The sequence below is a fragment of the Bradyrhizobium sp. AUGA SZCCT0105 genome, assembly GCF_018129565.1.
Classification (GTDB): domain Bacteria; phylum Pseudomonadota; class Alphaproteobacteria; order Rhizobiales; family Xanthobacteraceae; genus Bradyrhizobium.
The window spans coordinates 369,002-393,272 of record NZ_JAFCMK010000003.1; the positions used below are offsets into that span (position 1 = coordinate 369,002).

At 64.5% G+C, this 24,271-nt stretch carries 21 protein-coding genes; 8 read left to right on the forward strand and 13 right to left on the reverse strand.

Annotated elements, in window-relative coordinates; all coding sequences use genetic code 11:
• Window positions 1–271 precede the first annotated feature (271 nt).
• Window positions 272–1,183, reverse strand: coding sequence for a LysR family transcriptional regulator (locus tag JQ573_RS17585; protein ID WP_212313681.1), 912 nt, complete (start codon window positions 1,181–1,183; stop codon window positions 272–274).
• Between the two features lie 142 nt (window positions 1,184–1,325).
• Between JQ573_RS17585 and JQ573_RS17590 the strand changes: the two genes are divergently transcribed.
• Complete coding sequence (locus JQ573_RS17590; protein WP_212313683.1) at window positions 1,326–2,474, forward strand: HlyD family secretion protein; 1,149 nt, start codon at window positions 1,326–1,328, stop codon at window positions 2,472–2,474.
• Between the two features lie 68 nt (window positions 2,475–2,542).
• Here JQ573_RS17590 and JQ573_RS17595 read toward each other — a convergent pair whose 3' ends face one another.
• On the reverse strand, window positions 2,543–3,061 hold the full coding sequence (locus JQ573_RS17595) for a hypothetical protein (RefSeq protein ID WP_212313685.1): 519 nt from the start codon (window positions 3,059–3,061) through the stop codon (window positions 2,543–2,545).
• 270 nt (window positions 3,062–3,331) lie between these two features.
• Between JQ573_RS17595 and JQ573_RS17600 the strand changes: the two genes are divergently transcribed.
• Together JQ573_RS17600 and JQ573_RS17605 are read left to right on the forward strand one after the other, a co-directional pair.
• Window positions 3,332–4,942 carry an MDR family MFS transporter gene (locus JQ573_RS17600; RefSeq protein WP_212313687.1) on the forward strand — a complete coding sequence of 537 codons (1,611 nt, stop codon included), beginning with the start codon at window positions 3,332–3,334 and terminating at the stop codon, window positions 4,940–4,942.
• 36 nt (window positions 4,943–4,978) lie between these two features.
• Window positions 4,979–5,437 carry a carboxymuconolactone decarboxylase family protein gene (locus tag JQ573_RS17605; protein ID WP_212313689.1) on the forward strand — a complete coding sequence of 153 codons (459 nt, stop codon included), beginning with the start codon at window positions 4,979–4,981 and terminating at the stop codon, window positions 5,435–5,437.
• A 223-nt stretch (window positions 5,438–5,660) separates the two neighbouring features.
• Here the strand turns inward: JQ573_RS17605 and JQ573_RS17610 are convergent, their stop codons facing one another.
• The 7 genes from JQ573_RS17610 to JQ573_RS17640 all read right to left on the reverse strand — a co-directional run bounded on the left by JQ573_RS17610 (window position 5,661) and on the right by JQ573_RS17640 (window position 11,300).
• The gene (locus JQ573_RS17610; protein ID WP_097671702.1) at window positions 5,661–6,521 is read right to left on the reverse strand and encodes a D-amino-acid transaminase; all 861 of its coding nucleotides are present in this window, start codon (window positions 6,519–6,521) and stop codon (window positions 5,661–5,663) included.
• A 227-nt stretch (window positions 6,522–6,748) separates the two neighbouring features.
• On the reverse strand, window positions 6,749–7,480 hold the full coding sequence (locus tag JQ573_RS17615) for an amino acid ABC transporter ATP-binding protein (protein WP_212313691.1): 732 nt from the start codon (window positions 7,478–7,480) through the stop codon (window positions 6,749–6,751).
• A gap of 18 nt (window positions 7,481–7,498) precedes the next feature.
• Window positions 7,499–8,191 carry an amino acid ABC transporter permease gene (locus JQ573_RS17620; RefSeq protein ID WP_212313693.1) on the reverse strand — a complete coding sequence of 231 codons (693 nt, stop codon included), beginning with the start codon at window positions 8,189–8,191 and terminating at the stop codon, window positions 7,499–7,501.
• Window positions 8,192–8,193: 2 nt separating this feature from the next.
• The gene (locus JQ573_RS17625) at window positions 8,194–8,925 is read right to left on the reverse strand and encodes an amino acid ABC transporter permease (RefSeq protein WP_092123970.1); all 732 of its coding nucleotides are present in this window, start codon (window positions 8,923–8,925) and stop codon (window positions 8,194–8,196) included.
• Between the two features lie 152 nt (window positions 8,926–9,077).
• Entirely contained in the window at window positions 9,078–9,995 is a 918-nt protein-coding gene (locus tag JQ573_RS17630; protein ID WP_212313700.1) for an amino acid ABC transporter substrate-binding protein, read from the reverse strand.
• Between the two features lie 28 nt (window positions 9,996–10,023).
• A complete protein-coding gene (locus JQ573_RS17635) occupies window positions 10,024–10,887 on the reverse strand; it encodes an alpha/beta fold hydrolase (RefSeq protein ID WP_212313702.1) in 864 nt (287 codons plus the stop codon).
• A complete protein-coding gene (locus tag JQ573_RS17640) occupies window positions 10,884–11,300 on the reverse strand; it encodes a hypothetical protein (RefSeq protein WP_212313704.1) in 417 nt (138 codons plus the stop codon). The genes JQ573_RS17635 and JQ573_RS17640 overlap by 4 nt, the downstream gene beginning before the upstream one ends.
• Before the next feature lie 381 nt (window positions 11,301–11,681).
• Here JQ573_RS17640 and JQ573_RS17645 point away from each other — a divergent pair, with 381 nt between their 5' ends.
• The 3 genes from JQ573_RS17645 to JQ573_RS17655 all read left to right on the forward strand — a co-directional run bounded on the left by JQ573_RS17645 (window position 11,682) and on the right by JQ573_RS17655 (window position 14,809).
• A complete protein-coding gene (locus JQ573_RS17645; RefSeq protein WP_212313706.1) occupies window positions 11,682–12,650 on the forward strand; it encodes a tripartite tricarboxylate transporter substrate binding protein in 969 nt (322 codons plus the stop codon).
• Between the two features lie 158 nt (window positions 12,651–12,808).
• A complete protein-coding gene (locus JQ573_RS17650; protein WP_212313708.1) occupies window positions 12,809–13,294 on the forward strand; it encodes a tripartite tricarboxylate transporter TctB family protein in 486 nt (161 codons plus the stop codon).
• Between the two features lie 6 nt (window positions 13,295–13,300).
• Window positions 13,301–14,809 carry a tripartite tricarboxylate transporter permease gene (locus tag JQ573_RS17655; protein WP_212313710.1) on the forward strand — a complete coding sequence of 503 codons (1,509 nt, stop codon included), beginning with the start codon at window positions 13,301–13,303 and terminating at the stop codon, window positions 14,807–14,809.
• A 176-nt stretch (window positions 14,810–14,985) separates the two neighbouring features.
• Here the strand turns inward: JQ573_RS17655 and JQ573_RS17660 are convergent, their stop codons facing one another.
• From JQ573_RS17660 to JQ573_RS17670, 3 genes are all read right to left on the reverse strand, one after another.
• Window positions 14,986–15,831: an IclR family transcriptional regulator gene (locus tag JQ573_RS17660; protein ID WP_212313712.1), complete on the reverse strand. Its 846-nt coding sequence runs from the start codon at window positions 15,829–15,831 to the stop codon at window positions 14,986–14,988.
• Between the two features lie 186 nt (window positions 15,832–16,017).
• Window positions 16,018–17,310, reverse strand: coding sequence for an MFS transporter (locus JQ573_RS17665; RefSeq protein WP_212313714.1), 1,293 nt, complete (start codon window positions 17,308–17,310; stop codon window positions 16,018–16,020).
• A 211-nt stretch (window positions 17,311–17,521) separates the two neighbouring features.
• Window positions 17,522–18,901 (reverse strand): M20 family metallopeptidase, encoded by a 1,380-nt coding sequence (locus JQ573_RS17670; protein WP_212313716.1) that lies wholly within the window; start codon window positions 18,899–18,901, stop codon window positions 17,522–17,524.
• 240 nt (window positions 18,902–19,141) lie between these two features.
• On the opposite strand from JQ573_RS17670, the gene JQ573_RS17675 reads away from it, so the two are divergent.
• Window positions 19,142–20,524 (forward strand): LLM class flavin-dependent oxidoreductase, encoded by a 1,383-nt coding sequence (locus tag JQ573_RS17675; protein WP_212313718.1) that lies wholly within the window; start codon window positions 19,142–19,144, stop codon window positions 20,522–20,524.
• A 245-nt stretch (window positions 20,525–20,769) separates the two neighbouring features.
• Here the strand turns inward: JQ573_RS17675 and JQ573_RS17680 are convergent, their stop codons facing one another.
• Window positions 20,770–22,434, reverse strand: coding sequence for a thiamine pyrophosphate-binding protein (locus JQ573_RS17680; protein ID WP_212313720.1), 1,665 nt, complete (start codon window positions 22,432–22,434; stop codon window positions 20,770–20,772).
• A gap of 291 nt (window positions 22,435–22,725) precedes the next feature.
• Here JQ573_RS17680 and JQ573_RS17685 point away from each other — a divergent pair, with 291 nt between their 5' ends.
• A complete protein-coding gene (locus JQ573_RS17685) occupies window positions 22,726–24,255 on the forward strand; it encodes a hypothetical protein (protein WP_249131912.1) in 1,530 nt (509 codons plus the stop codon).
• Window positions 24,256–24,271 lie beyond the last annotated feature (16 nt).

Below are 24,271 nucleotides of genomic sequence, written 5' to 3' on the forward strand. Positions count from 1 at the left end.
CCCGGCAGATGAGGTGTTCTTCTCATACACGCGAACGCCATGCGTGGAGTGCCGGGCGGTCATGACAAGTGGCAGAAGCGCTACGGGCTGCCAGTCCCGTCATCCTGAGGCGCGAGCGGAGCGAGCCTCGAAGGATGGACGGCCAGCAGCCGGGCCGATTCATCCTTCGAGGCTCGCGAGAGCTCGCACCTCAGGATGACGGGAATAGAATTGGGAGCGTGGCGTTAGCCGAGCGCAAGCATGCGCGCCATTGCGCATCCTGCGCACTGCCTCACGAATACGGATTGATCAGCTTCTGCTGCTCGGTGGCGTGATGCACCAGGAGATCGATGAAGACGCGCACCTTCGCCGAGAGGTGATGACGGTGCGGGTAGATCGCGTTCATGGTGAGCTCGACCGGCCGGTATTCGGGCAGCAGCCGCACCAGCTTCCCCGATTCGAGTTCGTCCCGGACCAGGAAGCCCGCCGCGAGAAACACGCCGACGCCGGCGAGCGCGGCGAGTTTCAGCGTCTCGCCGCTGTTGGAGACGAGATTGCCGGCCACCTTCACCGCGGCCGGCGCGCCTTTGCGGTCGACGAAGTGCCACTCGTCCCCGAACGGGTAGTTGATATGGCGAACGCAGTTGAGGGTCGTGAGGTCGTCGAGCCGCTCCGGCTTGCCGTGCGCCTCGACGTAGTCGTGCGAGCAGCACAGCACGTGCCGCCAGGTGGCGATGCGGCGCACGATCAGCGCGGAATCGCGCGGCTGGATCATCTGCACGGCGAGATCGAAATTTTCGTCGAGCAGGTCGGCCGAGCGTTCGCCGATCATCAGATCAATCTTGACTTCGGGATAGGTCGCCAGGAACTCGGTGACCGTCGACGACAGGAACTGGACCAGATGGGTGTTGGTGAAGATCCGTAGCGTGCCGCGCGGCACCGATTGCTGCGCGCCCGCAACCTCATCGGCCTGCTCGATGTCGGCGAGGATCTGGATGCAGCGCTCGTAATAGGCCTGGCCGACCTCGGTGAGGCTGACCTTGCGCGTGGTGCGGTTGAGCAGCCGGGCGCCGAGCCGGTCCTCCAGCGACTGGACGTGGTTGCTCACCATGGTGGTGGACATGTTGAGCTTTCGGCCGGCGGCGGAAAAGCCGCCGGAATCCACGACCCGGACGAAGGCGGTCAAACTGGTCAGGCGATCCATGTAACAAGGTCCGGATTATCAGCGCTGGCTTGATAATGCTTCCAGTTTTATCGGGATTATCACAGCGGGGAGGACATTGCATCTAAGGGCCGTATCCGGCGCCCTTTCTGGAAGGACGCGAATGTTCGGCCAGGAGACAATCATGTCGACCACGACCTATATCCCTGAAGAATCGGCAAAAATCGGCCTCCGCCCGTCGCGGCGGACGGTCAAGCGGGTGGCGCTCGGGCTCGCCGCCCTGCTCGGCATCGCCGTGGCCAGCGACTTTGGCTACGACTACCTCACCACCGGCCGCTACCTCGAATCCACCGACGACGCCTATGTGAAGGCGGACTCCACGATCATCGCCCCGAAAGTGTCGGGCTACATCGCCCGCGTGCTGGTGACCGACAACCAGCCGGTGAAGGCCGGCCAGCTGCTGGCCGAGATCGACGACCGCGACTACCGCACGGCGCTCAGCCAGGCCAAGGCCGATGTCGACGCCGCCGACGCCTCGGTGCGCAACCTCGATGCCCAGCTCGAGCTGCAGCAGCCGATCATCGACCAGAGCACCGCCGACGTCGAAGCCGCCGAGGCCAATCTGAAATTCGCCCAGGAAGAGCAGAGCCGCTACGACGGGCTGATGAAGTCCGGCTCCGGCACCATTCAACGCGCGCAGCAGACCGACGCGGCGCTGCGCAGCAATACGGCGCAGTTGCAGCACGCGAAGTCGGCGTTGTCGGCGGCGCAGCGCAAGGTCAACGTGCTGACCACGCAGCGCGCCCAGGCTGTCGCGCAGGCCGACCGGGCCCGCGCGGTCGAGCAGCAGGCCGAACTGAACCTGTCCTACGCAGGGATCACCGCGCCGGTCGACGGCACCGTCGGCGCCCGCACGCTCCGCGTCGGCCAATATGTGCAGGCCGGCACCCAGCTGATGGCGGTGGTGCCGCTCGATGCGGTCTATGTGGTCGCCAATTTCAAGGAGACGCAGCTCACCAACGTACGCAACGGCCAGCCGGTCGAGCTCACCGTCGACAGCTTTCACGGCACCACGTTGAAGGGCCATGTCGACAGCCTGTCGCCGGCCAGCGGCCTCGAATTCGCGCTGCTGCCGCCCGACAACGCCACCGGCAACTTCACCAAGATCGTGCAGCGCGTGCCGGTGAAGATCGTGCTCGACGATCACAGCCTCACCGGCCTGCTGCGGCCGGGCATGTCGGCGATCCCGACCGTCAACACCAAGGCGACCGTGCTGGCCGAACGCGAGGAGAAGCGCCGGCTGGCGTCGGCGACGCAGGCAAGCGGCGGCTAGAGACAGGGGCTGGCGCGATCGATCGAAAGGTCGATCGCGCGCTATTTGGCGCAAATGCCACAAGCCGGTTAGTCGGAGCCACCATCGGCAATTCGCCTAAGCGCGATCACGATGCCGATGACCAAGCCAAGCATGCCGCCAACAAATCCCGCGACCCCTGAACCAAATGCGCCGTTCACGTCCCGATCAGATAGAGCGAACGCGGTGAATTCGGCCGATAGGCCTAGCGCCAGCGTCACACCAATGATGATTGCGACGGATGTGAAAAACTCGACTGTAAATCGAAGGGCTTTCCCGTTGCTCCGATGGTCGTATGACCAGCGCTCGCCGCGTATCAATCGGTTCGCACGGGGATTATCGTTAGGATCGTTGAGGGCTTCGATGTCTCGTTGGAGTGCTCGTCGTACAATCAGGACAAAAATGAGCACCCAACTCAAACATAAGCCCCCTCCCAAGTAGATATTGTAGCTGGCGGCCCATGCGATCAGAAAAAGGCCAATCCAAAAAATGGATTCGCCAAAAAAGTAAGCCATGCCCAATCTGGCGCGGTCAGCCAAAGACAGTTTACCGAAATCCGCCGAGTTCATCGATTTGCCTTTCGACGCTCCGCTTCCTGCGCAATCAGTCACGTAGTCCACTATGATGTGGACTGCGGGTCGTCGGACGCAATCCTTGTTACCCGCGCAGCCGACGAGACCTGCTCGCCGTACAAACGGAGATTCTCCGCGGGCGTCGGTGAACGTGTCGTGGTCCTCAGCGACGATTATCAACCACGACCGGACAATCCTTCCAGTCTTTCCCGGATTATCGAAACCGGCCGCCTAATCCATGTTGTGGGGCAGCAAGGACGCCCCCCGATGACCGCACTCCAGCCCACAGCCAACGCCGCCGCCCTCCCGTCGCCCGCAGCACCTGCCACGCCTGCGATCCCGACCAAGACCTGGATCGCGGTGATCGGCGCCACGCTCGGCGCGTTCATGGCGGTGCTCAACATCCAGATCGTCAATGCCTCGCTTGCCGACATTCAAGGCGGCATTGGCGCGGGCATCGATGACGGCGGCTGGATCTCGACCTCCTATTTGATCGCCGAGATCGTGGTGATCCCGCTCTCCGGCTGGCTCGCGCGGGTGTTCTCGGTGCGCATCTATCTGCTCACCAACGCGTTCCTGTTCCTGGTGTTCTCTGGCGCCTGCGCGCTGGCGCAGGACCTGCCGCAGATGATCGCGCTGCGCGCCGTGCAAGGCTTCACCGGCGGCGTGCTGATCCCGATGGCATTCACACTGATCATCACGCTGCTGCCGAAGGCGAAGCAGCCGATCGGACTTGCGCTGTTCGCGCTGTCGGCGACGTTCGCGCCGGCGATCGGCCCGACCATCGGCGGCTATCTCACCGAGAACTGGGGCTGGCAGTACATCTTCTATGTCAATCTGGTGCCGGGCGCCGTGATGATCGCGATGTTGTACATCTCGCTCGATCCGAGCCCGATGAAGCTGTCGCTGATCCGCCAGGGCGACTGGCTCGGCATCATCACCATGGCGATCGGCCTGGCCGCGCTGCAGACCGTGCTGGAGGAAGGCAACAAGGACGACTGGTTCGGCTCGCCCTTCATCGTCCGCCTGTCGGTGATCGCAGCCGTGGCGCTGGTCGCCTTCCTCATCGTCGAATTCACCGTCGAGAAGCCGCTGCTCAATCTGCGCCTGCTCGCCCGCCGCAATTTCGGCTTCGGCATGCTGGCCAACTTCCTGCTCGGCATCGCGCTGTACGGCTCGGTGTTCATCCTGCCGCAATATCTGTCGCGCATTCAGGGTTACAACGCCGAGCAGATCGGCATGGTGCTGGCCTGGACCGGCCTGCCGCAGCTCGTGCTGATCCCGTTGGTGCCGCGGCTGATGCAGCGCTTCGACCCCCGCATCGTCATCGGCGTCGGGTTTGCGCTGTTCGCCGGCTCCAACTTCATGAACATCTACATGACCAACGACTATGCGGCCGATCAACTGCTTTGGCCGAACGTCGTCCGTGCCGTCGGTCAGGCGCTGGCATTCGCTCCGCTGTCGGCAGTTGCGACGGCCGGAATTGAGGCGGAGAATGCCGGATCGGCGTCAGCGTTGTTCAACATGATGCGCAACCTCGGCGGCGCCATCGGCATTGCCGCGCTGCAGACACTGCTGACCAAGCGCGAGCAATATCACTCCAACGTGCTGATGCAGTCGGTCTCCATGCTGGAACAGGCGACCCGTACGCGGATTGAGGGATTGACCCAGTATTTCCTGAACCACGGCGTTGCCGATCACGCCGACGCCACCCACCGCGCGATCGCGGCGGTCGGCAGGGTCGTGCAGAAGCAGGCCTACATCCTCGCCTTCAGCGACACGTTCTATCTGCTCGGTGTGGCGCTGATCGTGGCGCTGGTGGCGGCACTCTTCCTGAAGAAGCCGGGCCAGCTCGCTGGCGGCGGCGGTGCACACTAACCCTTTCTACTAACCCCATAACCAAGGAGAACGACCATGAAACCCCGCATGAATTTCTACCAGGCGGCCCCCGAGACCATCAAAGCGCTGGTTGCGGTCGAAAGCCAGATCACGGCGAGCGGCCTCGAGCAATCGCTGATCGAACTGGTCAAGACCCGCGCCTCGCAGATCAACGGCTGCGCCTACTGCATCAACATGCACACCGAGGACGCCCGCAAGCATGGCGAGACCGAGCAGCGGCTCTATCTGCTCAACGCCTGGCGCGAGTCACCGCTGTACAGCGAGCGCGAGCGCGCGGCGCTGGCCTGGACCGAAGCGCTGACGCTAGTTGCACAGACGCATGCGCCCGACGCCGACTACGAGGCGGTGCGCGCGCAGTTCACGGACAGCGAGCTCGTCAACCTGACCACGCTGATCGGCGCCATCAACGCCTGGAACCGGATCGCGATCGGCTTCCGCGCGGTGCATCCGGTGAAGGTGAAGGTCGCGGCGTGAGGGCGATACTGTCCGCCATATACTCCGCTGTCATGCCCCGCTTCATGCGGGGCATCCAGTACGCCGCGACTTCTCGGCTCAAGCACCGCAGTCTCTCTGGAATACTGGATCGCCCGGCTTGATGACGGACCGTAGGGTGGGTTAGCCGAAGGCGCAACCCACCATTCTATCCGCGGCGAGCAAAGTCGGTGGGTTACGCTACGCTAACCCACCCTACGCAGTGTCAAACCGCCGTCGCGCGGGCGAACTCGACATAGATTTCGCGCAGGCGGTCGGTGATCGGGCCGACCTTGCCGCTGCCGACCTTCTTGCCGTCGATCGCGACCACGCCCTGCACGAACACCGAGGCGCTGGTGATGAAGGCTTCCTTGGCGGCGAGCGCTTCCTCGACCGTGAAGGCGCGCTCCTCGATGCGAAGCTGACGCTCCTCGGCGAGTTTGACGACGGCCTTGCGGGTGCAGCCGGGCAGGATCTCGTTGCCGTTCTGCCGGGTTACGATGACGTCGTCCTGGGTGACGATGAAGGACGAGGACGAGCCGCCCTCGGTGACCTTGCCGTCCTCGATCATCCAGGCTTCGCCGGCGCCGGCCGCGGCCGCGGCCTGCTTGGCCAGCACCTGCGCCAGCAGCGCCACGCTCTTGATGTCGCGCCGCTCCCAGCGGATGTCGGGCACCGTGATGACGTTGATGCCGGTCTTGGCCGACGGCGCGTTGATGATGTCCTTTTCCGAGGTGAACATCACAAGGGTCGGCTTGACGTCGGCCTTCGGGAAGGCGAAGTCGCGTCCCTTGTCGGCACCGCGGGTAACCTCGAGATAGACCATGCCGTTGACGAGGTCGTTGCGCTTGACCAGCTCCTTCTGGATCTCCTCGATCCGCTCCAGCGTCTCGGGGAGCGCGAGCTGGATCTCGCCGACCGAGCGCTTCAGCCGCGCCAGATGCGAAGCGTTGTCGATCAGCTTGCCCTCGAGCACCGCCGCCACCTCGTAGATGCCGTCGGCGAACAGGAATCCGCGGTCGAACACCGAGACCTTGGCCTCGGAGTGCGGCACGAACGAGCCGTTGACGTAAGCGATCTTTTCCACGCGAGTTCTCCTGCGGACGAAGGGGAGTTTCAGGCCTTCGTATACGCAAATTGTTAACGGGGGAAAACCCTAAAGCCGCCGTCATTCCGGGGCGCGCCGCTTGGCGCGAGCCCGGAATCCATTTCACCATGGAGGATGCGGCCTGATGGATACCGGGCTCGCGCTGCGCGCGCCCTCAGGTGCGCAATTGCGCACCGGGGAATGACAGGCCGAGAGACGCCCCAGCCTCAATGCTGCAGGATCTTCGACAGGAACTTCTGCGCGCGGTCGCTGCGCGGCGTGCCGAAGAAGTCGGCCTTCTTGGCGTCCTCGACGATCTCGCCGCGGTCCATGAAGATGACGCGGTCGGCGACCTTGTTGGCAAAGCCCATCTCGTGGGTGACCACCATCATGGTCATGCCCTCGCGGGCGAGGTCGACCATCACGTCGAGCACCTCGCTGATCATCTCGGGGTCGAGCGCCGAGGTCGGCTCGTCGAACAGCATCGCGATCGGGTTCATCGCGAGCGCGCGAGCAATCGCGACGCGCTGCTGCTGGCCGCCCGACAATTCGGCCGGGAATTTCTTGGCGTGATCCGTCAGCCCGACGCGATCGAGCAGCTTCATGGCCGTGACCACGGCATCGTCATGCTTGCGGCCCAGCACCTTCTCCTGCGCGAGGCAGAGATTGTCGATGATCCGCAGATGCGGAAACAATTCGAAGTGCTGGAACACCATGCCGACGCGGGAGCGCAGCTTCGGCAGATCGGTCTTGGGATCGTTGACCTTGATGCCGTCGAGGATGATTTCACCGCCCTGGATCGGCTCCAGCGCGTTGACGCATTTGATCAGGGTCGACTTGCCCGAACCGGACGGGCCGCAGACCACGACCACCTCGCCCTTGGCGACGCTGGTGGTGCAGTCCTTCAGCGCCTGGAAGCTCGGCCCGTACCATTTGTTGACGTGATTGATCTCGATCATGATGGCTCAGCTTGTTGTTCAGCGAACAATGGCGATTCGCGCCTGCAGGCGGCGCACGCCAAAGGACGCGACACAGGAAATGACGAAGTAGACCAGCGCGGCGAACAGGTACATTTCGACCAGGCGGCCGTCGCGTTGTGCGACCTTGCTGGCGGCGCCGAGGAAATCCGGGATCGACAGCACGTAGACCAGCGAGGTGTCCTGGAACAGCACGATGGTCTGCGTCAGCAGCACCGGCAGCATGTTGCGGAACGCCTGCGGCAGCACGACGTAGCGCATCGACTGTGCGTAGGTCAGGCCGAGCGCGCTGGCCGCAGCCGGCTGGCCGCGCGAGATCGACTGGATGCCGGCGCGCATGATCTCGGAGAAATACGCCGCCTCGAATGCGACGAAGGTGATCAGCGAGGAGGCGAAGGCGCCGACCGAGATCGGCCGCGACGCGCCGGTCACCCACTGCCCGATGTAAGGCACCAGGAAGTAGAACCAGAAGATCACCAGCACCAGCGGCAGCGAGCGGATGAAGTCGACATAGAAGCCCGCGATGCGCCCGAGCACCTTGTAGCTCGACAACCGCATCAGGGCGATCAGTGTGCCGAACACGAGGCCGCCGAACGCGGCGAGCGCCGTCAAGGTCAGCGTGAAGCGCATACCCTCGAAGAACAGATAGGGCAGCGAGCGGCGGATGACGTCGAAATCGAGATTGCCGAGCATCGTCATTTGCCCGTGATGTAGCCGGGGATCGCGACATAGCGCTCGAGCAAGCGCATTGCGGTGACCACGACGAAATTGAGGAGAAGATAGAGCACGGTTGCCGCGGTGAACGCCTCGAACACCTGGAACGAGAACTCCTGCATCGAGCGGGCCTGGCCGGTCAATTCGATCAGGCCGATGGTGATGGCGACGGCGCTGTTCTTGATGGTGTTGAGGAATTCGGAGGTCAGCGGCGGCAGGATGATGCGGAACGCCATCGGCAGCAGCACGTAGCGATAGGTCTGCACCGTGGTGAGGCCGAGCGCGGTCGAAGCCTGCTTCTGGCCACGCGGCAGCGAGCCGATGCCGGCCTGTAATTGCACGGCGACGCGCGCCGACATGAAGAGGCCGACGCCGACCGCGGCGGTCCAGAACGGCGCGTTCGGCAACTGCTTCATCCACAGCCCGGCGGATTTCGGCAGCAGCTCGGGCAGCACGAAGAACCACAGGAAGAGCTGCACTAGCAGCGGCATGTTGCGGAAGAACTCGACCCAGCAGAAGCCGATCCACGACGCCGTGCGCGACGGCAGCGTGCGCAGCACGCCGATCACCGTGCCGGAGACCAGCGCGATGATCCAGGCGAGCACCGACACCTTGATGGTGACCACCAGTCCCGCCAGCAACATGTCGAGATAGGTGCCGGTCCCCATCGGGTTCGGCTCAAGAAAGATGTGCCAGTTCCAATTGTAGTTCACGGGTCCCCCGCGCCATCGCACCGATCACGCATTACGCCGACATCACGGGCGGCGTCTATGCAAATGTCCGGCCATTCTCCTCCAAAATGGCCGGACACGTTCATTTTCAGGACCCGCCGCCAAACGGCGACGGGTCATGCGCAACACTGCAATCAGTTCACCAGATAGGCATCCGGATCGGGTGAATCCGACGGCTTGGCAAGCTGCTTCTTCATCTCCGGCCCGAGCGGCACATTGAGGTTCAGGCCCTTCGGCGGGATCTTCTGGTTGAACCACTTGTCGTAGATCTTCTGGCCCTCAGGGCTGGTGTAGAGCGCCGCGGTGGCGGCGTCGACGACCTTCTTGAACGGCGCGTCATCCTTGCGCAGCATGATGCCGTAGGGCTCGGGCTTGGAGAACGCATCCTTGGAGATCACGTAATCGTCCGGCGACTTCGAGCCGGCGACGAGGCTCGCGAGCAGGATGTCGTCCATCACGAAGGCGACCGCGCGGTCGGTCTCGACCATCAGGAAGGCCTCGGCATGATCCTTGGCCGGGATGATGTTGATGCTCAGCCCGCGTGCGAGGTTGGCCTCGGTGAGCTGCTTGATGTTGGTGGTGCCGGCGGTCGAGACCACCGTCTTGCCCTTCAGGTCGTCGATCGAATTAATCTTGCTCGCCTTCTTGGTGACGTAGCGGCTCGCGGTCAGGAAGTGCGAGTTGGTGAAGGAGACCTGCTTCTGGCGCTCGGCATTGTTGGTGGTCGAGCCGCATTCGAGGTCGACGGTGCCGTTGGCCATCAGCGGAATACGCGTCGCCGAGGTCACCGGGTTGAGCTTCACCTCGAGCTTGTCGAGCTTCAGCTCCTTCTTGATGGCATCGACGATCTTGTAGCAGATGTCCATCGCATAACCGACGGGCTTCTGGTTGTCGTCGAGATAGGAGAACGGGATCGAGGAATCGCGGTAGCCGAGCGTGATCGCGCCGGTGTCCTTGATGTTCTTCAGGGTTCCCGTCAGCTCCTCGGCCTGCGCCTGGCTCGCGCCGAGCGCGGCGGCGAGCGCGAGGCCGATCAGATATTTGGATGTCATACGTCTACTCCTTCGTGGAAACGTCGATTTACTGCGTGAGAATGTCGGCGAGGACGGGTGCGATGTAGCGGCGAAACTGGTCCGGATTCTCGCTCATCGGAAAATGACCGAGCTTTTCCATGATCGTGACGCTGGCGCCCCCTATTGCCGCTGCCGTCCGCCTCGTGTCCTCAGGCGTGCAGGAGAAATCATACTCGCCCGTGAGGAGATAGAGCCTGCATACTTTAGTATCGATTGACGCGACCCGGCCGCGCAGGTCGCCGTCGACACGGTAGAAATACAGGTCGCCCTTGAACACGCCGGGGCCGCCCTGCTTGTAGGCCCACAGCGTTTCCATCCGCGCAGGCGCCGGGCTCTGCGGCGCAATGAGCCCCGACACCAGCGCGGCGCAGACCTCGCCGCCGTGAACGTCCGCCCGATTGAGCCAATCGGTGTCATACCACGGCGCCTGGAAATCGGCAGCCTCGAGCCCGATCAGCGCGCGGAACTCGGCGGCATATTCGATCGCAAGGTTGAGCACGATGCGGCCGCCGATCGAGCAGCCCATCACGACAGGCTTCTCCAGCCGCAATGCACGGCAGAAGGCGCGGATGGTTTCGGTGTAGCGCGCTGTGGTGAGTTGGTATTCATCGCCGGCCCAGCTTTTCGGCGGATTCGACTTGCCATGCCAGGGCATATCGAAGGCAATGACGCGGAAATTTTCGGCAAACGCGCTATCTGCGAGCAGATGCCGCCACTGCCGCGCGTCTGATCCGGCGGTGTGCAGGCAGACCAGCGGAATGCCCTTGCCGTTCTCCTCGAAATAGATCCGGTGCAGCTCGCCGCCGATCTCGACGTGAACGTAGCGGCCGACCATCGGCTCGATATGGCCGTTCATGATCGCGCCGCTCATGATACGGCCGCCGCGAAATGCTGCCGCGGCAGCGCCAGCAGGTCCTTGAAGTATTGCAGGTGCGCCATGAAGGGATGCAGATCGCCTTCCAGCACCGCCTCGCCGCGCTTGGTCAGCGCCAGCAGATCGTGCCAGCCGGGTCTCGGCTCGGCCTGCCAATAGGCGGCCCAGGCCTGCGGCGTCGCGCGATAGGCAAAGCGCCACGAGCGCATCAGGACCGGCGAGGGCACGAACTCGACGATGCGGCCGGCCCGGATCGCGGCGTGAAACGGTCGCGCCATTGGTCCGAGCAGGCAGTCGCAATCGAGCAGCCGCCCGCGCGAGACCAAGAGCGGTGCCTGGTCGAGCAATGCGGGAATGCCGGCAAACGCCGTCGTCACAGCGTCGTCGGTGGCGTCGGGCGATAGCGTCATCTGTCGGGGAAGTTTTCCTGCGGCGGACGCCCCATGATGACCGGAAGGGCACGATCCCGCAAGACGCCGATGCCCTTGGGTTCCCTGGATTATACGCTTGACCAAACGCCGCTTGCCGGTCAGGGCGCGGGGCGGCGCGCCCTCCCCGCATGCTGCCAGGAGCTGCCACTCCGTCAGACCAAAGGCCGATTGAATTCCGCAGCTCGGCAGGTCGCGACAACTCGCGGCAGGCCAATTGTCGCAGTCGGCGCCTTCGCTCTTCCGTTGCCCGCCCTGTTCTGTCCAATGCGCAGCGTGTCCCTGCGACGACAGGGACGATCATTGCCAACACCGAACAAGACGCGGCCGCGAGCGAACGCGGCCACACGGGGAGAGATCGAGATGTCGCAGCGCAATTCCTTGATGGTCCTGCTCGCCGCCGCCGGCATGCTGCTGTCGACAGCGGCGCAGGCGCAGGATTATCCGACCAAGCCGATCACGCTGATCGTGCCGTGGCCGGCGGGCGGCTCGACCGATATCTCGATGCGCGCGATCGCCGAGAGCGCCTCGAAGGTGCTGGGCCAGCCGATCGCGGTCGATAACAAGGCGGGCGGCGGCGGCACCGTGGGCCCCGCGACCATGGCGGCCGGCGCCAAGCCCGATGGCTACACCATCGCGCAGATTCCGATCACCGTGTTCCGCCTGCCCTTGATGCAGGACGTGTCGTGGGATCCGGCGAAGGATTTCTCCTACATCGTCCACCTCACCGGCTACACCTTCGGCGTCACCACCAATGCGGAGTCGCAGTTCAAGACCTGGCAGGACGTGGTCGCCTTCGCCAAGAAGAATCCCGGCAAGGTGACCTATGCGACGCCGGGCACCGGCACCTCGCTGCATATCGGCATGGAGCAGATCGCCTTGATGGCCGGCGGGATCAAGCTGACCCAGGTGCCGTTCAAGGGCGGCGCCGAGACCAACGCCGCGGTGCTCGGCCAGCACACCATGCTGCAGGCCGATTCCACCGGCTGGCGGCCGCTGGTCGACGCCGGCAAGCTCCGGCTCTTGATGGTGTGGACCGGCGCACGCTCGCCGAACTATCCCGACGTGCCGACGCTCAAGGAGCTCGGCTATCCCATGATCTACGACTCGCCGTTCGGCATCGCCGGCCCCAAGGGCATGGATCCCAAGATCGTCGCCAAACTGCATGACGCCTTCAAGAAGGCGATCGAGGACCCCGCCGTGATCGCGACGCTGGCCAAATACGACATGGTGCCGAACTACAAGAACACCGAGGACTACAGGAAGTTCGTCGTCGAGGTCACCGAGTCCGAACGCAAGGTGATCGACACCCTCGGGCTGGCGAAGAAGTAAAGTTTAAGTCCGCCACATACGCCGGCGTCATCCTGAGGTGCGAGCCGCGCTTGCGGCTCGCCTCGAAGGATGGACCAAGGCACCGTCACCCTTCGAGGGCGTCGCTCCGCGCCGCTACCTCAAGATGACGATATCGGCGACCTCCAAGGGCATTCTTCATGAGCGACCAGACCAACGTCAAACTCCGTCTCAACAACTCCGAGCTCTGGGGCGGGCTGATCGGGCTCGGGCTCGGCGCCTTCGTGATCTGGTCGGGGCTCAAGCTCAAGCTCGGCACCATCAACGATCCCGGCTCCGGCTACGTGCTGTTCTACACCGGCATCCTGATGTGCGTGTTCGCGATCTCGATCATGGTCGCGGCGGTGACCGAGGGCGGTCCGACCTTTGCCTCGCGCTGGGAGAATGCGCGCTGGGGCAAGCCGCTCCTCGTCATCGTCTGCCTCACCGCGTTCGCCTTTGCGCTGGAGCCGCTGGGCTTCCTGCCGTCGGCGATCCCGCTGATGCTGTTGCTGCTCCGCGTGATCGATCCGGTGCGCTGGTCGCTGGCGATCCCGCTGTCCATCCTTGCCCCGCTCGGGATGTGGTGGGTGCTGAAGCACCTGCTCGCGATCCAGTTGCCGAGCGGCATCTTCGAGATCGGTTGAGCGCCCATGGATACTCTCGTCAATGTCGCCCACGGCCTCGGCGTCGCGCTGCTGCCGGTCAATTTGCTCTATTGCTTCATCGGCGTGTTCATCGGCACGCTGGTCGGCGTGCTGCCCGGCATCGGCCCGATCTCGGCGATGTCGCTATTGCTGCCGGTCACGCTGTCCGGCACGCCGGAGTCCGGCATCATCATGATGGCCGGCATCTATTACGGCTCGATGTATGGCGGCTCGACCACCTCGATCCTGGTCAACATTCCCGGTGAAGCCGCCTCCGTCGTCACCTGCATCGACGGCCACCAGATGGCCAAGCAGGGCCGCGCCGGCCCCGCGCTCGGCATCTCCGCGTTCGGCTCGTTCATCGCCGGCACCTTCTCGCTGGTCGCCCTGATGCTGGTGGCGCCCTCGCTCGCCAGCGTCGCGATCGCGTTCGGACCCGCCGAATATTTCAGCCTGATGGTGCTCGGCCTCGTCGTGCTGACCTTCCTGACGCAGGGCTCGATGGCCAAGGCGCTGCTGATGGCCTGTATCGGCGTCGTGCTCGGCCTGGTCGGGCTCGACAGCATCACCGCGCAGCCGCGGCTGACCTTCGGCCGTATCGAGCTGATCGACGGCATCGGCCTCGTGCCCGTGGTGATGGGCCTGTTCGGCGTCGCCGAGGTCCTGCTCAACACCGAGCAGGCGATCAAGCGCGACATCATCAAGACCAGGATCACCCAGCTGCTGCCGAGCAAGGAGGACTGGAAGGCCAGCAGCGGGCCGGTGGCGCGCGGCACCGTGCTCGGCTTCTTCCTCGGCATCCTGCCCGGCGGCGGCGCCGTGGTGGCGTCGTTCGCCTCTTATGCGCTGGAGAAGCGGCTCTCGAAGCATCCGGAGCGGTTCGGCCACGGCGCGATCGAGGGCGTCGCGGGGCCGGAATCGGCCAACAATTCCGCGGCCGGCGGCGCCTTCATTCCGCTGATGACGCTCGGCATCCCGCCGAACGTGGTGATGGCGCTGCTGCTCGGCGCCTTCGTGATCCACGGCCTGCAGCCTGGACCGCTGATGATCTCGCAGAACCCGACGCTGTTCTGGGGCATCGTCGCCAGCATGTATATCGGCAATCTGATGCTGCTCGTGCTCAATCTGCCGATGATCGGCATGTGGGTGCAGCTGCTGCGGTTGCCCTACAACGTGCTGTTCCCGCTGATCATCCTGTTCACGATCATCGGCGTCTACTGCTCCAGCAACAACGTGTTCGACGTCCATGTCATGATCGCGTTCGGCGTGATCGGCTATTTCATGCGCAAGCTCGGCTACGAGCCGGCGCCGCTGGTGCTGGCCTTTGTGCTCGGGCCGATGCTGGAGAACAATCTGCGCAAGTCGCTGATCCTGTCGCAGGGCGATCTCATGACCTTCGTGGAGCGGCCGATCTCGGCGATCTGCCTCGCCTTCGCGCTGGTGCTGCTGGTCGGCCCGCTACTGCCGTCGCTGCGCAGGAAGCGCGAGCTCGTGGCGCTGGACGAGGGGGCTTAGTGGGTGATTGGGCGAGGTTGAGCTGCGGCCGCGTCGAAGCTGCGCTCCCTCTCCCCGTTCTTACGGGGAGAGGGTTGGGGTGAGGGGCCGTCTCCGCGGAAGCGGTGATAGCTGTGTTCGCGGAGGCTCCCCCTCACCCGCACGCGGGGAGAGGCTAAGAAGACCGCGGCAGCATTTCACCCCGCCTTCGCCGGACGCCCGTTCTTCGGCGCCTGGGCCATCGCGCGGGCCAGCACCTGGGCTTCCTTCTTCAGCATGTCGGCGAGCTCGCTTTCGCGGCGGCGGATGCGGTCGGTGGCCGCGCCGATCGAGAGCGCGGCGACCACCTCGCCGGCATCGTCGCGGACGGGAACGCCGACGCCGCCCATGCCGGGGAATGCGGCGTCGAGCAGCACGGTGTGGCCGGCCTTGCGCGCCACGGCGATCCGCTCGCGCAGGAATTTCGGCGTGATGCGCGGCGATTTCGCCAGCCGCGGCACGATCACCTCGATCACGGCCTCGATCTCGGCGTCCGGCAGCCAGACCAAAAGCGCCAGCGCACCGGCGCCGACGCCGAGCGGACGGCGGCTGCCGATCTGCAGATAGTTCGGCTGCAGCGGATGGCTGCCGACCGAGCGCGCCAGATACAGCGCCTCGACGCCGGAGCGCACCGACAACAATGCTGTATCGGCGGAGCGCTCCGAGAGCCGCAACAGGCTCGGCTGCGCCAGTTCGGCGATGTCGACCGAGCGGCGCGCGCCGACCGCCATCACCCGCGCCTCCTGGCCGAGCTCATAGGTCTTGGCGCCGGCGACCCGGCTGACGAACCCCTCTTCGATCAGCGAGTTGAGGATGCGCAGCGCGGTCGCCTTGTTCAGCGAGGTGGTGTCGGCGATATCGGTCAGCCGCAGCGGCGAGCGCTGCGCCAGCACGCGCAGGATCGCGCAGACCTTCTGGATCGCGTTGAACTTGTCGGGTTGGCCCGGCTCCGGCGGTGGCCTCTTGCGGCTGGTCCGTGCGGTCGCAGTCGTGGAGGCGTTCATGCCCTGGTCTTCCTTGCCTTCAATTGCAAATCCTGAGCCGCGCATGACGAGGGATGTGCCGGCGGACATCATCCTAAAACGGATGACGCGCGCCGGACATCGTATACTTTCGTCAGATGAAACTTTGATTGCGACTATCTACGCTGCTTTGCAGCAACAAGGATGCTTGAATTTCGCTTCACGAAATCAAGCCAGCCGCAGCCGGCGGATGGTGAACAGCGCCCACAGGCTGAGCAGGCAGACGCCGGTGAGGTAGTAGCCCGGTGCAAGCTCACCGATCGGCGCGAAGCCGCCCATCCAGGTCATGATCGCCGGGCCCATGCCGCCGAACAATGTGACGCCGATATTGTAGCTGAGGCCGAGCCCGGTCGCACGCGTCGCCGCCGGAAACAGCTCCGACATCAGCGCGGCGAGCGGCCCGTAATACAGCGACTTGAGGACACCGAGCCACAGCACGCCGATCAGGATGATGGTCGGCGTCGGTCTGCCCGTGAGCAGCAGGAAGGCCGGGAAGATCGAGACCAGGAGCAGCAGCGCAAACAGGATCATGTGCGTGGTGCGCCCGATCTTGTCGGAGACGAGGCCCGCGATCGGCGCCAGCAGCGCGACCGCCGTCTGCGCCGCGAATGCGGCGATGAAGCCGACCGACGGCGCGAGGTTCAGCGTCTTCACCACATAGGTCGGCATGTAGACGATCAGATAGTTCACCGCGGTCGACACCGCGAGCGCACCGATGGCGAGGATGGTGGGGAGCATCTGCCGCGCGAACACCTCCTTGACCGGTGAGTCCTGCTTCCCGGCCGCCGGCGGCGGCGTCGCATCGTCGACATGGTTGCGGATATAAATGCCGACCGGGCCGATCAGCACGCCGAACAGGAACGGCAGCCGCCAGCCCCAGGATTGCAAATCCTCGGGGCTCATCAGCGAGGTCAACAGCGCGCCGAAGCCTGCACCGAGCAAGCCGCTGACGCCCTGGCTCGCGAACTGCCAGCTCGCCACGAAGCCGCGCCGCTCCGGCATATGCTCGACCAGGAACGCGGTCGAGGAGCCGAACTCGCCGCCGGCGGAAAAGCCCTGCACCAGCCGCGCCAGCATCACCGCGATCGGCGCCAGGATGCCGATCGTCTGATAGGTCGGCATCAAGGCCAGCACCAGCGTGCCCAACGTCATCAGCACGATCGACAGCATCAGCGAAGCCTTACGGCCGTGACGATCGGCATAGGCGCCGAGCACGATGCCGCCGATCGGTCGGATCAGGAACGACAGGCCGAAGCTGCCGAAGGTCAGCAGCAGCGAGGTGGTCGGATCATTGGCCGGGAAGAACGCCTTGGAGAGGTAGACCGCGAAATAGGCGTAGACCGAGATGTCGTACCATTCGAGCGCATTGCCGACCGAGGTCGCGACGATCAGGCGGGTGATGTTTTTCTTGGTGGTGGCGTCGACTTCGGAGGTAAGCGGCGTTGCTGTCGATAGTGTCATCAGGTTTCCTTGGCCGTGTCGGCACTCTTCTCTCAACGCGTCGGTGGCCGAGCTTGTCCCGGCAACCCGCATCTTCCCCGTCATCCTGAGGTGCGAGCCTCTTCGGCGAGCCTCGAAGGATCGACGGCCACCAGCGGGGCCGTGCATCCTTCGAGGCTCGCTCCGCTCGCGCCTCAGGATGACGGGGAAAAAGCGAGCCCGTCCTTCTATCTTAAAGCTGTGCCTCGCCGAGATCCCAGAACAGCCCGGCCATGATGGTCAGCGCCTCCTCGGTCACCGGCAGCAGGATGTGCTCGTCGGGCGCGTGCTGCGAGCAGCCCGGATAGGAATGCGGCACCCAGATCGTCGGCAGGCCGAGGCCCTCGGAGAACACGTCGTTCGGCAGCGAGCCGCCGAAGTTCGGCAGCACCGCCGGCGCCTTGCCGGTGGTGGTGCGGATCGAATTCGCCGCCCACTCGATCCACGGGCTGTCCATGTCGGTGCGCGAGGCACCAAAACGCTGCGCGCCCGAGACCTCGACCATCGGAAAGCCGTTCTTGTGCAGATAATCGCGCACCCCATCGATCACTTCGAGATATCTGGTGCCGACCACGAAGCGGAGCTGCAGCACCGCGTTCGCCTTGCCGGGGATCGCATTGGCGGGCTTGTCGATATTGCCCGACGACATCGCCAGCACTTCCAGCGTGTTCCAGGCATAGAGCCGCTCGGCCGCGGTCAGGCCCTCCTCGCCCCAATCCTCCGCCAATGCCGGCTCGTCCGCCGTCGGCTTGATTTCGACGTCGGCGAGCGCGGCGCGGACGCGGTTGGAGATCGGCGGTGGTTTGAGGATCTCGAGCTTCATGCGGCCCTTGCCGTCGACCAGGCTCGCGATCGCGTTGACCAGAATCGTCGCCGGATTGGCGAGCACGCCGCCCCAATTGCCGGAATGGTTGCCGCCGTCGCGCAGATTGACGTCGAGATGGATGCGGTTGCCGCCGCGGCAGCCGAGGAAGATGGTCGGCCGTTCCGCGGACAGCCGCGGCCCGTCCGAGGCAATGAACAGATCGGCCTTCAGCTCCTCGCGATGCGCCTCGCAGACCTCGCGCAGATCGGGCGAGCCGATCTCCTCACCGGTCTCGATGATGAACTTGGCGTTGAAGCCGAGCTTGCCGCCGCGCGCCTGCTTCACCGCGCGCAGCGCGGCCATGTTGATCGAATGCTGGCCCTTATTGTCGGCGGTGCCGCGGCCATAGACGCGATCGCCCTTGACCGTGGTCTGCCAGGGATTGAGCCCGTCGCGCCATTCGCCGACCATGCCGTCGACGACGTCGCCATGGCCATAAGTCAGCACGGTCGGCCGCGCCGCATCCTCCTGGTAGTCGGCGATCAGATAGGGCCCGCGGCCGGTCGGCGATTCGATCAGCCGGGTCGTGAAATCGAGCTCGGCGAAGGCCGGCTGCAGATTCTCGACCAGATAGGCGCGCAGCGCATCGGCCTTGTCGGCATTCAGGCTCTCGGTCTGGTAGCCGACCCTGCGGTCCAGCTCCTGCAAGAACTGTCCCGATTGAAAATGCTCTCGCACATTTGCGATTGCGTCGGCCCGTGTCGCCATGATTGTTCCTTCGTCCGGTCGCGTCTTGGCATGACCCCGCCGGAACGCGACGCTTTGCGCCCGGATCATGCTTCTGGAGGCCGGCAACCTATCGGGATCGGCGCGCCACCGGAAGGGTGTGAATCGCGAAGGGGGCCTTGCCAAAACGTGGGAAGTCGCAACAAAGTTGACGTGGGACGCCCGGCATTCGACCGGGCAGCATTCGAAGCGGCGCTCAAGGTTTCGACCAAGGTTTCGACAATGACAAAACAAATCCGGCTCAACGCCTTTGCCATGAACTGCGTGGCGCATCAGTCGCCGGGGCTGTGGACCCATCCGCGCGACCGCACCAAGGACTACAACAGACTGTCCTACTGGACCGATCTGGCGAAGACGCTGGAGCGCGGCCGGTTCGACGGGCTGTTCCTTGCCGACGTGCTCGGCGTCTACGACGTCTATGCGGGCAATCCGGATGCGGCGCTGCGCAACGCGGCGCAGACCCCGGCCAATGAGCCCTTGATGCTGATCCCGGCGATGGCCGCGGTGACCGAAAATCTCGGCTTCGGCGTCACCAGCAACCTCTCCTTTGAACCGCCCTACCCGTTCGCGCGGCGGATGTCGACGCTCGATCACCTCACCGGCGGCCGGGTCGGCTGGAACGTGGTGACCGGCTATCTCGATTCCGCGGCGCGCGGGGCCGGCAAGGACAAGCAGACCGCGCATGACGACCGCTACGAGCTCGCCGACGAATATATGGAGCTGGTCTACAAGCTCTGGGAAGGCAGCTGGGAGGACGACGCCGCGATCCGCGACGTCGCGCGCGGCATCTTCACGGATCCAAAGAAGGTGCATCGTGTGCAGCACGAGGGCAGCAACTACCGGCTCAACGCGATCCATCTGTCGGAGCCGTCGCCGCAGCGCACGCCGGTGCTCTACCAGGCCGGCACCTCGCCGCGCGGCCGGCAGTTCGCCGCCGAGCATGCCGAATGCGTGTTCATGTCGGGGCCGTCGGCGAAGGTGATCGGCCCGCGGGTGTCGGCAATCCGGGAGCTTGCCGCCGAGAAAGGCCGCAACGCGGCCGAGATCCTGATGTTCTCGATGATGTGCGTCGTCGTGGCACCGACCGAAGCCGAGGCCAAGGCGAAATACGCCGAGTATCGCAGCCATATCAGCCACGAGGGCGCGCTGGCGCTGATGTCGGGCTGGACCGGTGTCGACTTCTCGACCTATTCGCTCGACCAGGAAGTGCGGCACGTGCAGAACGACGCCGGCCGCTCCGCGATGGACAACGTCACCCGCGCCGACCCCAATCGGGTCTGGACCGTGCGCGAGGTCGCCGAGCATGTCGGCATCGGCGGCGCTGGCCCCGTGGTGGTCGGCTCGCCCGAGCAGGTCGCCGACAAGATCGAGCAATGGTTCGAGGACACCGACGTCGACGGCCTCAACGTCGCCTTTGCGATCTCGCCCGGCGATTTCGAGGATATCGCCGACATGCTGGTGCCGGAGCTCGTCAAGCGCGGCCGCTACAAGCGGGAGTATGCCAAGGGCACCTTGCGCGAGAAGCTGTTCGGCGCGGGCCGCGCAAGGCTCGACGCGACGCATCCGGCGGGGCGGTATCGGGTGAAGAGCGCGGCGGCGGAGTGACCTGCGTAGGGTGGGTTAGCAAAGCGTAACCCACCATCTTGGTCCAACAAACACCGGTGCTGATGAGAGGCCGGTGGTGGGTTACGCCTTCGGCTAACCCACCCTACGATTCGTTTCCCGTCATCCTGAGGAGCGCGCTCTTGCGCGCGTCTCGAAGGATCGACGGCCACCTGCCGGGCCGTGCATCCTTCGAGGCTCGCTCCGCTCGCACCTCAGGATGACGGGACGGAGCGCGCGCCGTGCGCTCAATTCACCGAATTGCTCACCATCACCTCGATCAGCTTCGCACCGGGACGGCTGAATGCCGACTTCATCACGCCCTTCAGCTCCTGCGGGTCGGTGACCTTGATCGCCTCGAGCCCGAGCGAGCGCGCGACGCCGGTGAAATCAACCGGCGGATCGATGAAGTCCATGCCGACATAATTGTCGTCGCCGTGGAAGGCGAGCAGGCGCTGCTTGATGATACGGTAGCCGCCATTGTTGACGATGACGAAGGTCAGCGGCAGCTTGTGATTGGCCGCGGTCCACAGCGACTGGATCGAATACATCGACGAGCCGTCGCCGGAATAGCACACCACCGGGCGCTGCGGATTGGCGAGGCTGACGCCGACCGCGGCCGGCAGGCCCCAGCCGATGCCGCCGGAAGCGAGCGCGTGATAGCCGTAGCGGTCGCGATGCGCGCGTAAGCCGAGGATCTGCCGCGACGAGGTCAGGCCTTCGTCGACCAGGATCGCGTTATCCGGCATCGTCTCCACGACCTGCAGCGCCAGCCAGTCCGGATCGATCGGCGATTTCAGGCTCGCCTTCGAGATCTGCTCGACCAGCGCCTTGCGCTTCGCCGCCCAGTTTTTCGTCGACAGCGCCGCGAGGCCCTGCTTCGCGCGCGTCTCCAGCGCGCTGCCGCCGAGCTCCTTCAATGCCGGGACCAATGCGCGCAGCGTCTCCTTGACGTCGGCCTTCACTACAATCTCGGCGCCATAGTTCCTGGCGAGATCGCTGTCGACCAGGCCGACCTGCACGATCGAGAGCCCATCCGGCAGCGGATCGACCTCGCTATAGACCGACATCCGCAGCGGATCGCCGCCGAGCGCAATCAACAGATCGTGCGGCGCCAGCACATCGCGGGCGACCTTCTGCAGCCGGGCGATCGCGCCCATGAAGCTCGGGCTTTCGGAGAGGAAATGCGAACCATAGGGCGTCGGCGATTGCCAGGCCGGGCAGCCCAGCGCCTCGGCAAGGTCGGCCGCCTCGCGCAACGCGTCGCTCTTGACGATCTCGTCGCCGACGACGATCACCGGACGCTCGGCTTTCAGGATCCGCGCGGCCAGCACCTTCAAGGACTCCTCCGACGGCCGGACGCGCGTGTCGACCCGGGTGGAGCGGCCGAGCTCGATGCCGGCCTCAGCGTTGAGAATGTCGCCGGGCAGCGAGATGAACACTGGTCCCGTGGGCGGCGTGGTCGCGATCTTGGCGGCGCGGCGCACGATGCGCGGCAGGTCCTCCAGCCGCGTCACCTCGACGGCCCATTTCACCAAAGGAGTGGCCATCTGCACCAGCGGGCCATAGAGCACCGGCTCGGTCAAGCCGTGGCCCTGTTCCTGCTGGCCGGCGGTGAGGATCAGCGGTGTGCCGGTGAAGCTCGCATTGTAGAGCGAGCCCATCGCATTGCCGAGACCGGGCGCGACATGGACGTTGCAGGCGACGAGCTTGCCGGAGGCGCGGCTGAAGCCGTCGGCCATCGCGACGACCAGGCTCTCCTGCATCGCCATCACATAGGTGAGGTCGGGATGGTCCTTCAGCGCATGCATGATCGGCAATTCGGTGGTGCCGGGATTGCCGAACAGATGCGTGACGCCCTCGTCCTTCAGCAGCGCCAGGAACGCGGAGCGGCCGGTGATGCGATTCTTCATGTTCCCTCCAGGCCTGCCGGCGCATTGGCCGACGGCACCGGAGGAGATGACCAAACTTGCGCCTGGGGAGCAATCGAGCGGCCGGTCATGGCCGCATTCCGCTGGCGCGCGCCTGGCTCGCCAGGGCACGCGCTCGTCATTCACTCCGTCGGCCAGTCCCGCGAAAGCCGGCGCTGGGGCAGACGTGAACCTCAACGGGAGCCATCGAATTGCGCGGCCGACTTTAACGCTACTTTAGCCAGAGTGCCCTAAAGCGACGATGGTTTGCCTTCATCAAGCACACAGAAAAGCATGCAGGGCCCGCAGACGGCTCGCTTCGATCGCGGGGCTGAAGTCATGGACGCGCTGGCGGCCTGGAACGGAACCAGGCTCGGTAGAGGACCGGGAACGATCGGGCTCGAGAAGCCGGGTCTCTATGTCTTCCTGATCGCAGTCACGTCTCTGTACTACCTGTCGAACGGGCCGCTCCTGCTCGGCCACCTTGATCTCGGATGGCACCTCGCCGCCGGAGATATGATCAGGGAGCGCGGCAAGGTCCCCTTCCAGGATCCATGGTCATTCACCCTCGGCGACAGGCAATGGTACAATCTGTCCTGGCTCTGGGACGTGATTGCCAGCGTGGTGTTTCAATACACGGGGTATATCGGTCTCACACTGTCAGTCGTTGCATGTGGCGCCGTCATCACCGGATATCTTGCATCGATCTGCCTGCGCAGCGGCGCCTCGACACTTGCGGTTGGCATTTCCGTTCTCGCCGCGTGCCTGCTTTACCCTGCGTTCGTGACCGCGCCGAATTCCTATCTCGCCGCTTCGCCAAACACCCCCACCATGTTGTTCTGCGTCGTCTTCTACGCAGAGTGCCTGAGGCGAACCAGATGGTTCCTGCTGCCGGTGATGATGGTGCTTTGGGCCAATCTGCACGGCGGCTTTGTGCTTGGGCTTTTCATCATCGGCCTCTTTGGCGCCACCTCCGTGCTCAGGCGGGACTGGGCAGGTCTTAAGATCTACAGTTTCGCGGCTGCCGGCTGCCTTGTCGCGATCCTGATCAATCCGCTCGGCTGGCACATCTACGACGGCGTCACCACCACGCTGGGCCATTTTGCGCAGGCGAACATCACCGAGTGGTGGTCTTACTCCGCGAACTTCACCGTGCCCGGGAGCATTCCCGGCATCGTCTATATCGCGATATTTGCCGCGTTCGAGCTGCGCCACCCGGCTGCTTCGCCGGCTCCTCTGGAGTCGCGGCTGCTGTCCTGGCTGTTCCTGCTGCTGGGATTCTACCAATACCGGTACATGTCGTTCTTCTTCATGTTCGCAACGGTGCCGCTGGCGCTTCACATCGACCGGGTGCTGCCCAAGCAGCTGAACGACCTCAAGGTCCAGAGCTCGCTCTTGGTTGCCGGCATCGTCGGAATGTGTGCGCTGCCGCTGACCTTGATATACGTCAAACCGGCTCTCGCGCTTCCGCAGCTGCTCTCGGAGCAGGATGCGCGCTATCTTCAAACCCATTTTCCGCATGCACGGCTGCTGAACCACTGGAACGTCGGCGGGCTCCTGATCTTCTACACACGTGGCGCGGTGCCGGTGTTCGTCGACGGCCGATCGGCCACCGCCTATCCCGATGAGCTGCTGCGCGACTATTTCAGCCTGATCAAATGGGAGATCGACGAGACCGCCTGGGACACCGTCCTCACCAAGTACAAGATCGATACGGTGCTCTGGGTGAAGGCGCACGAACCTCTGAAGCGGTTCCTCGTGGACAAGAGAGGGTGGACCGAGGAATACGTAGGGTCGGAAGAGGTCATCTACACAAAGCGCTGACGCAGCCAGAGCATCG

Bases quoted from the DNA above. Each gene is read 5' to 3' on its own strand.
- JQ573_RS17585 (WP_212313681.1), bottom strand. From the start codon at position 1,183: ATGGATCGCCTGACCAGTTTGACCGCCTTCGTCCGGGTCGTGGATTCC.
- JQ573_RS17590 (WP_212313683.1), top strand. From the start codon at position 1,326: ATGTCGACCACGACCTATATCCCTGAAGAATCGGCAAAAATCGGCCTC.
- JQ573_RS17595 (WP_212313685.1), bottom strand. From the start codon at position 3,061: ATGAACTCGGCGGATTTCGGTAAACTGTCTTTGGCTGACCGCGCCAGA.
- JQ573_RS17600 (WP_212313687.1), top strand. From the start codon at position 3,332: ATGACCGCACTCCAGCCCACAGCCAACGCCGCCGCCCTCCCGTCGCCC.
- JQ573_RS17605 (WP_212313689.1), top strand. From the start codon at position 4,979: ATGAAACCCCGCATGAATTTCTACCAGGCGGCCCCCGAGACCATCAAA.
- JQ573_RS17615 (WP_212313691.1), bottom strand. From the start codon at position 7,480: ATGATCGAGATCAATCACGTCAACAAATGGTACGGGCCGAGCTTCCAG.
- JQ573_RS17620 (WP_212313693.1), bottom strand. From the start codon at position 8,191: ATGCTCGGCAATCTCGATTTCGACGTCATCCGCCGCTCGCTGCCCTAT.
- JQ573_RS17630 (WP_212313700.1), bottom strand. From the start codon at position 9,995: ATGACATCCAAATATCTGATCGGCCTCGCGCTCGCCGCCGCGCTCGGC.
- JQ573_RS17635 (WP_212313702.1), bottom strand. From the start codon at position 10,887: ATGAGCGGCGCGATCATGAACGGCCATATCGAGCCGATGGTCGGCCGC.
- JQ573_RS17640 (WP_212313704.1), bottom strand. From the start codon at position 11,300: ATGACGCTATCGCCCGACGCCACCGACGACGCTGTGACGACGGCGTTT.
- JQ573_RS17645 (WP_212313706.1), top strand. From the start codon at position 11,682: ATGTCGCAGCGCAATTCCTTGATGGTCCTGCTCGCCGCCGCCGGCATG.
- JQ573_RS17650 (WP_212313708.1), top strand. From the start codon at position 12,809: ATGAGCGACCAGACCAACGTCAAACTCCGTCTCAACAACTCCGAGCTC.
- JQ573_RS17655 (WP_212313710.1), top strand. From the start codon at position 13,301: ATGGATACTCTCGTCAATGTCGCCCACGGCCTCGGCGTCGCGCTGCTG.
- JQ573_RS17660 (WP_212313712.1), bottom strand. From the start codon at position 15,831: ATGAACGCCTCCACGACTGCGACCGCACGGACCAGCCGCAAGAGGCCA.
- JQ573_RS17665 (WP_212313714.1), bottom strand. From the start codon at position 17,310: ATGACACTATCGACAGCAACGCCGCTTACCTCCGAAGTCGACGCCACC.
- JQ573_RS17670 (WP_212313716.1), bottom strand. From the start codon at position 18,901: ATGGCGACACGGGCCGACGCAATCGCAAATGTGCGAGAGCATTTTCAA.
- JQ573_RS17675 (WP_212313718.1), top strand. From the start codon at position 19,142: ATGACAAAACAAATCCGGCTCAACGCCTTTGCCATGAACTGCGTGGCG.
- JQ573_RS17680 (WP_212313720.1), bottom strand. From the start codon at position 22,434: ATGAAGAATCGCATCACCGGCCGCTCCGCGTTCCTGGCGCTGCTGAAG.
- JQ573_RS17685 (WP_249131912.1), top strand. From the start codon at position 22,726: ATGCAGGGCCCGCAGACGGCTCGCTTCGATCGCGGGGCTGAAGTCATG.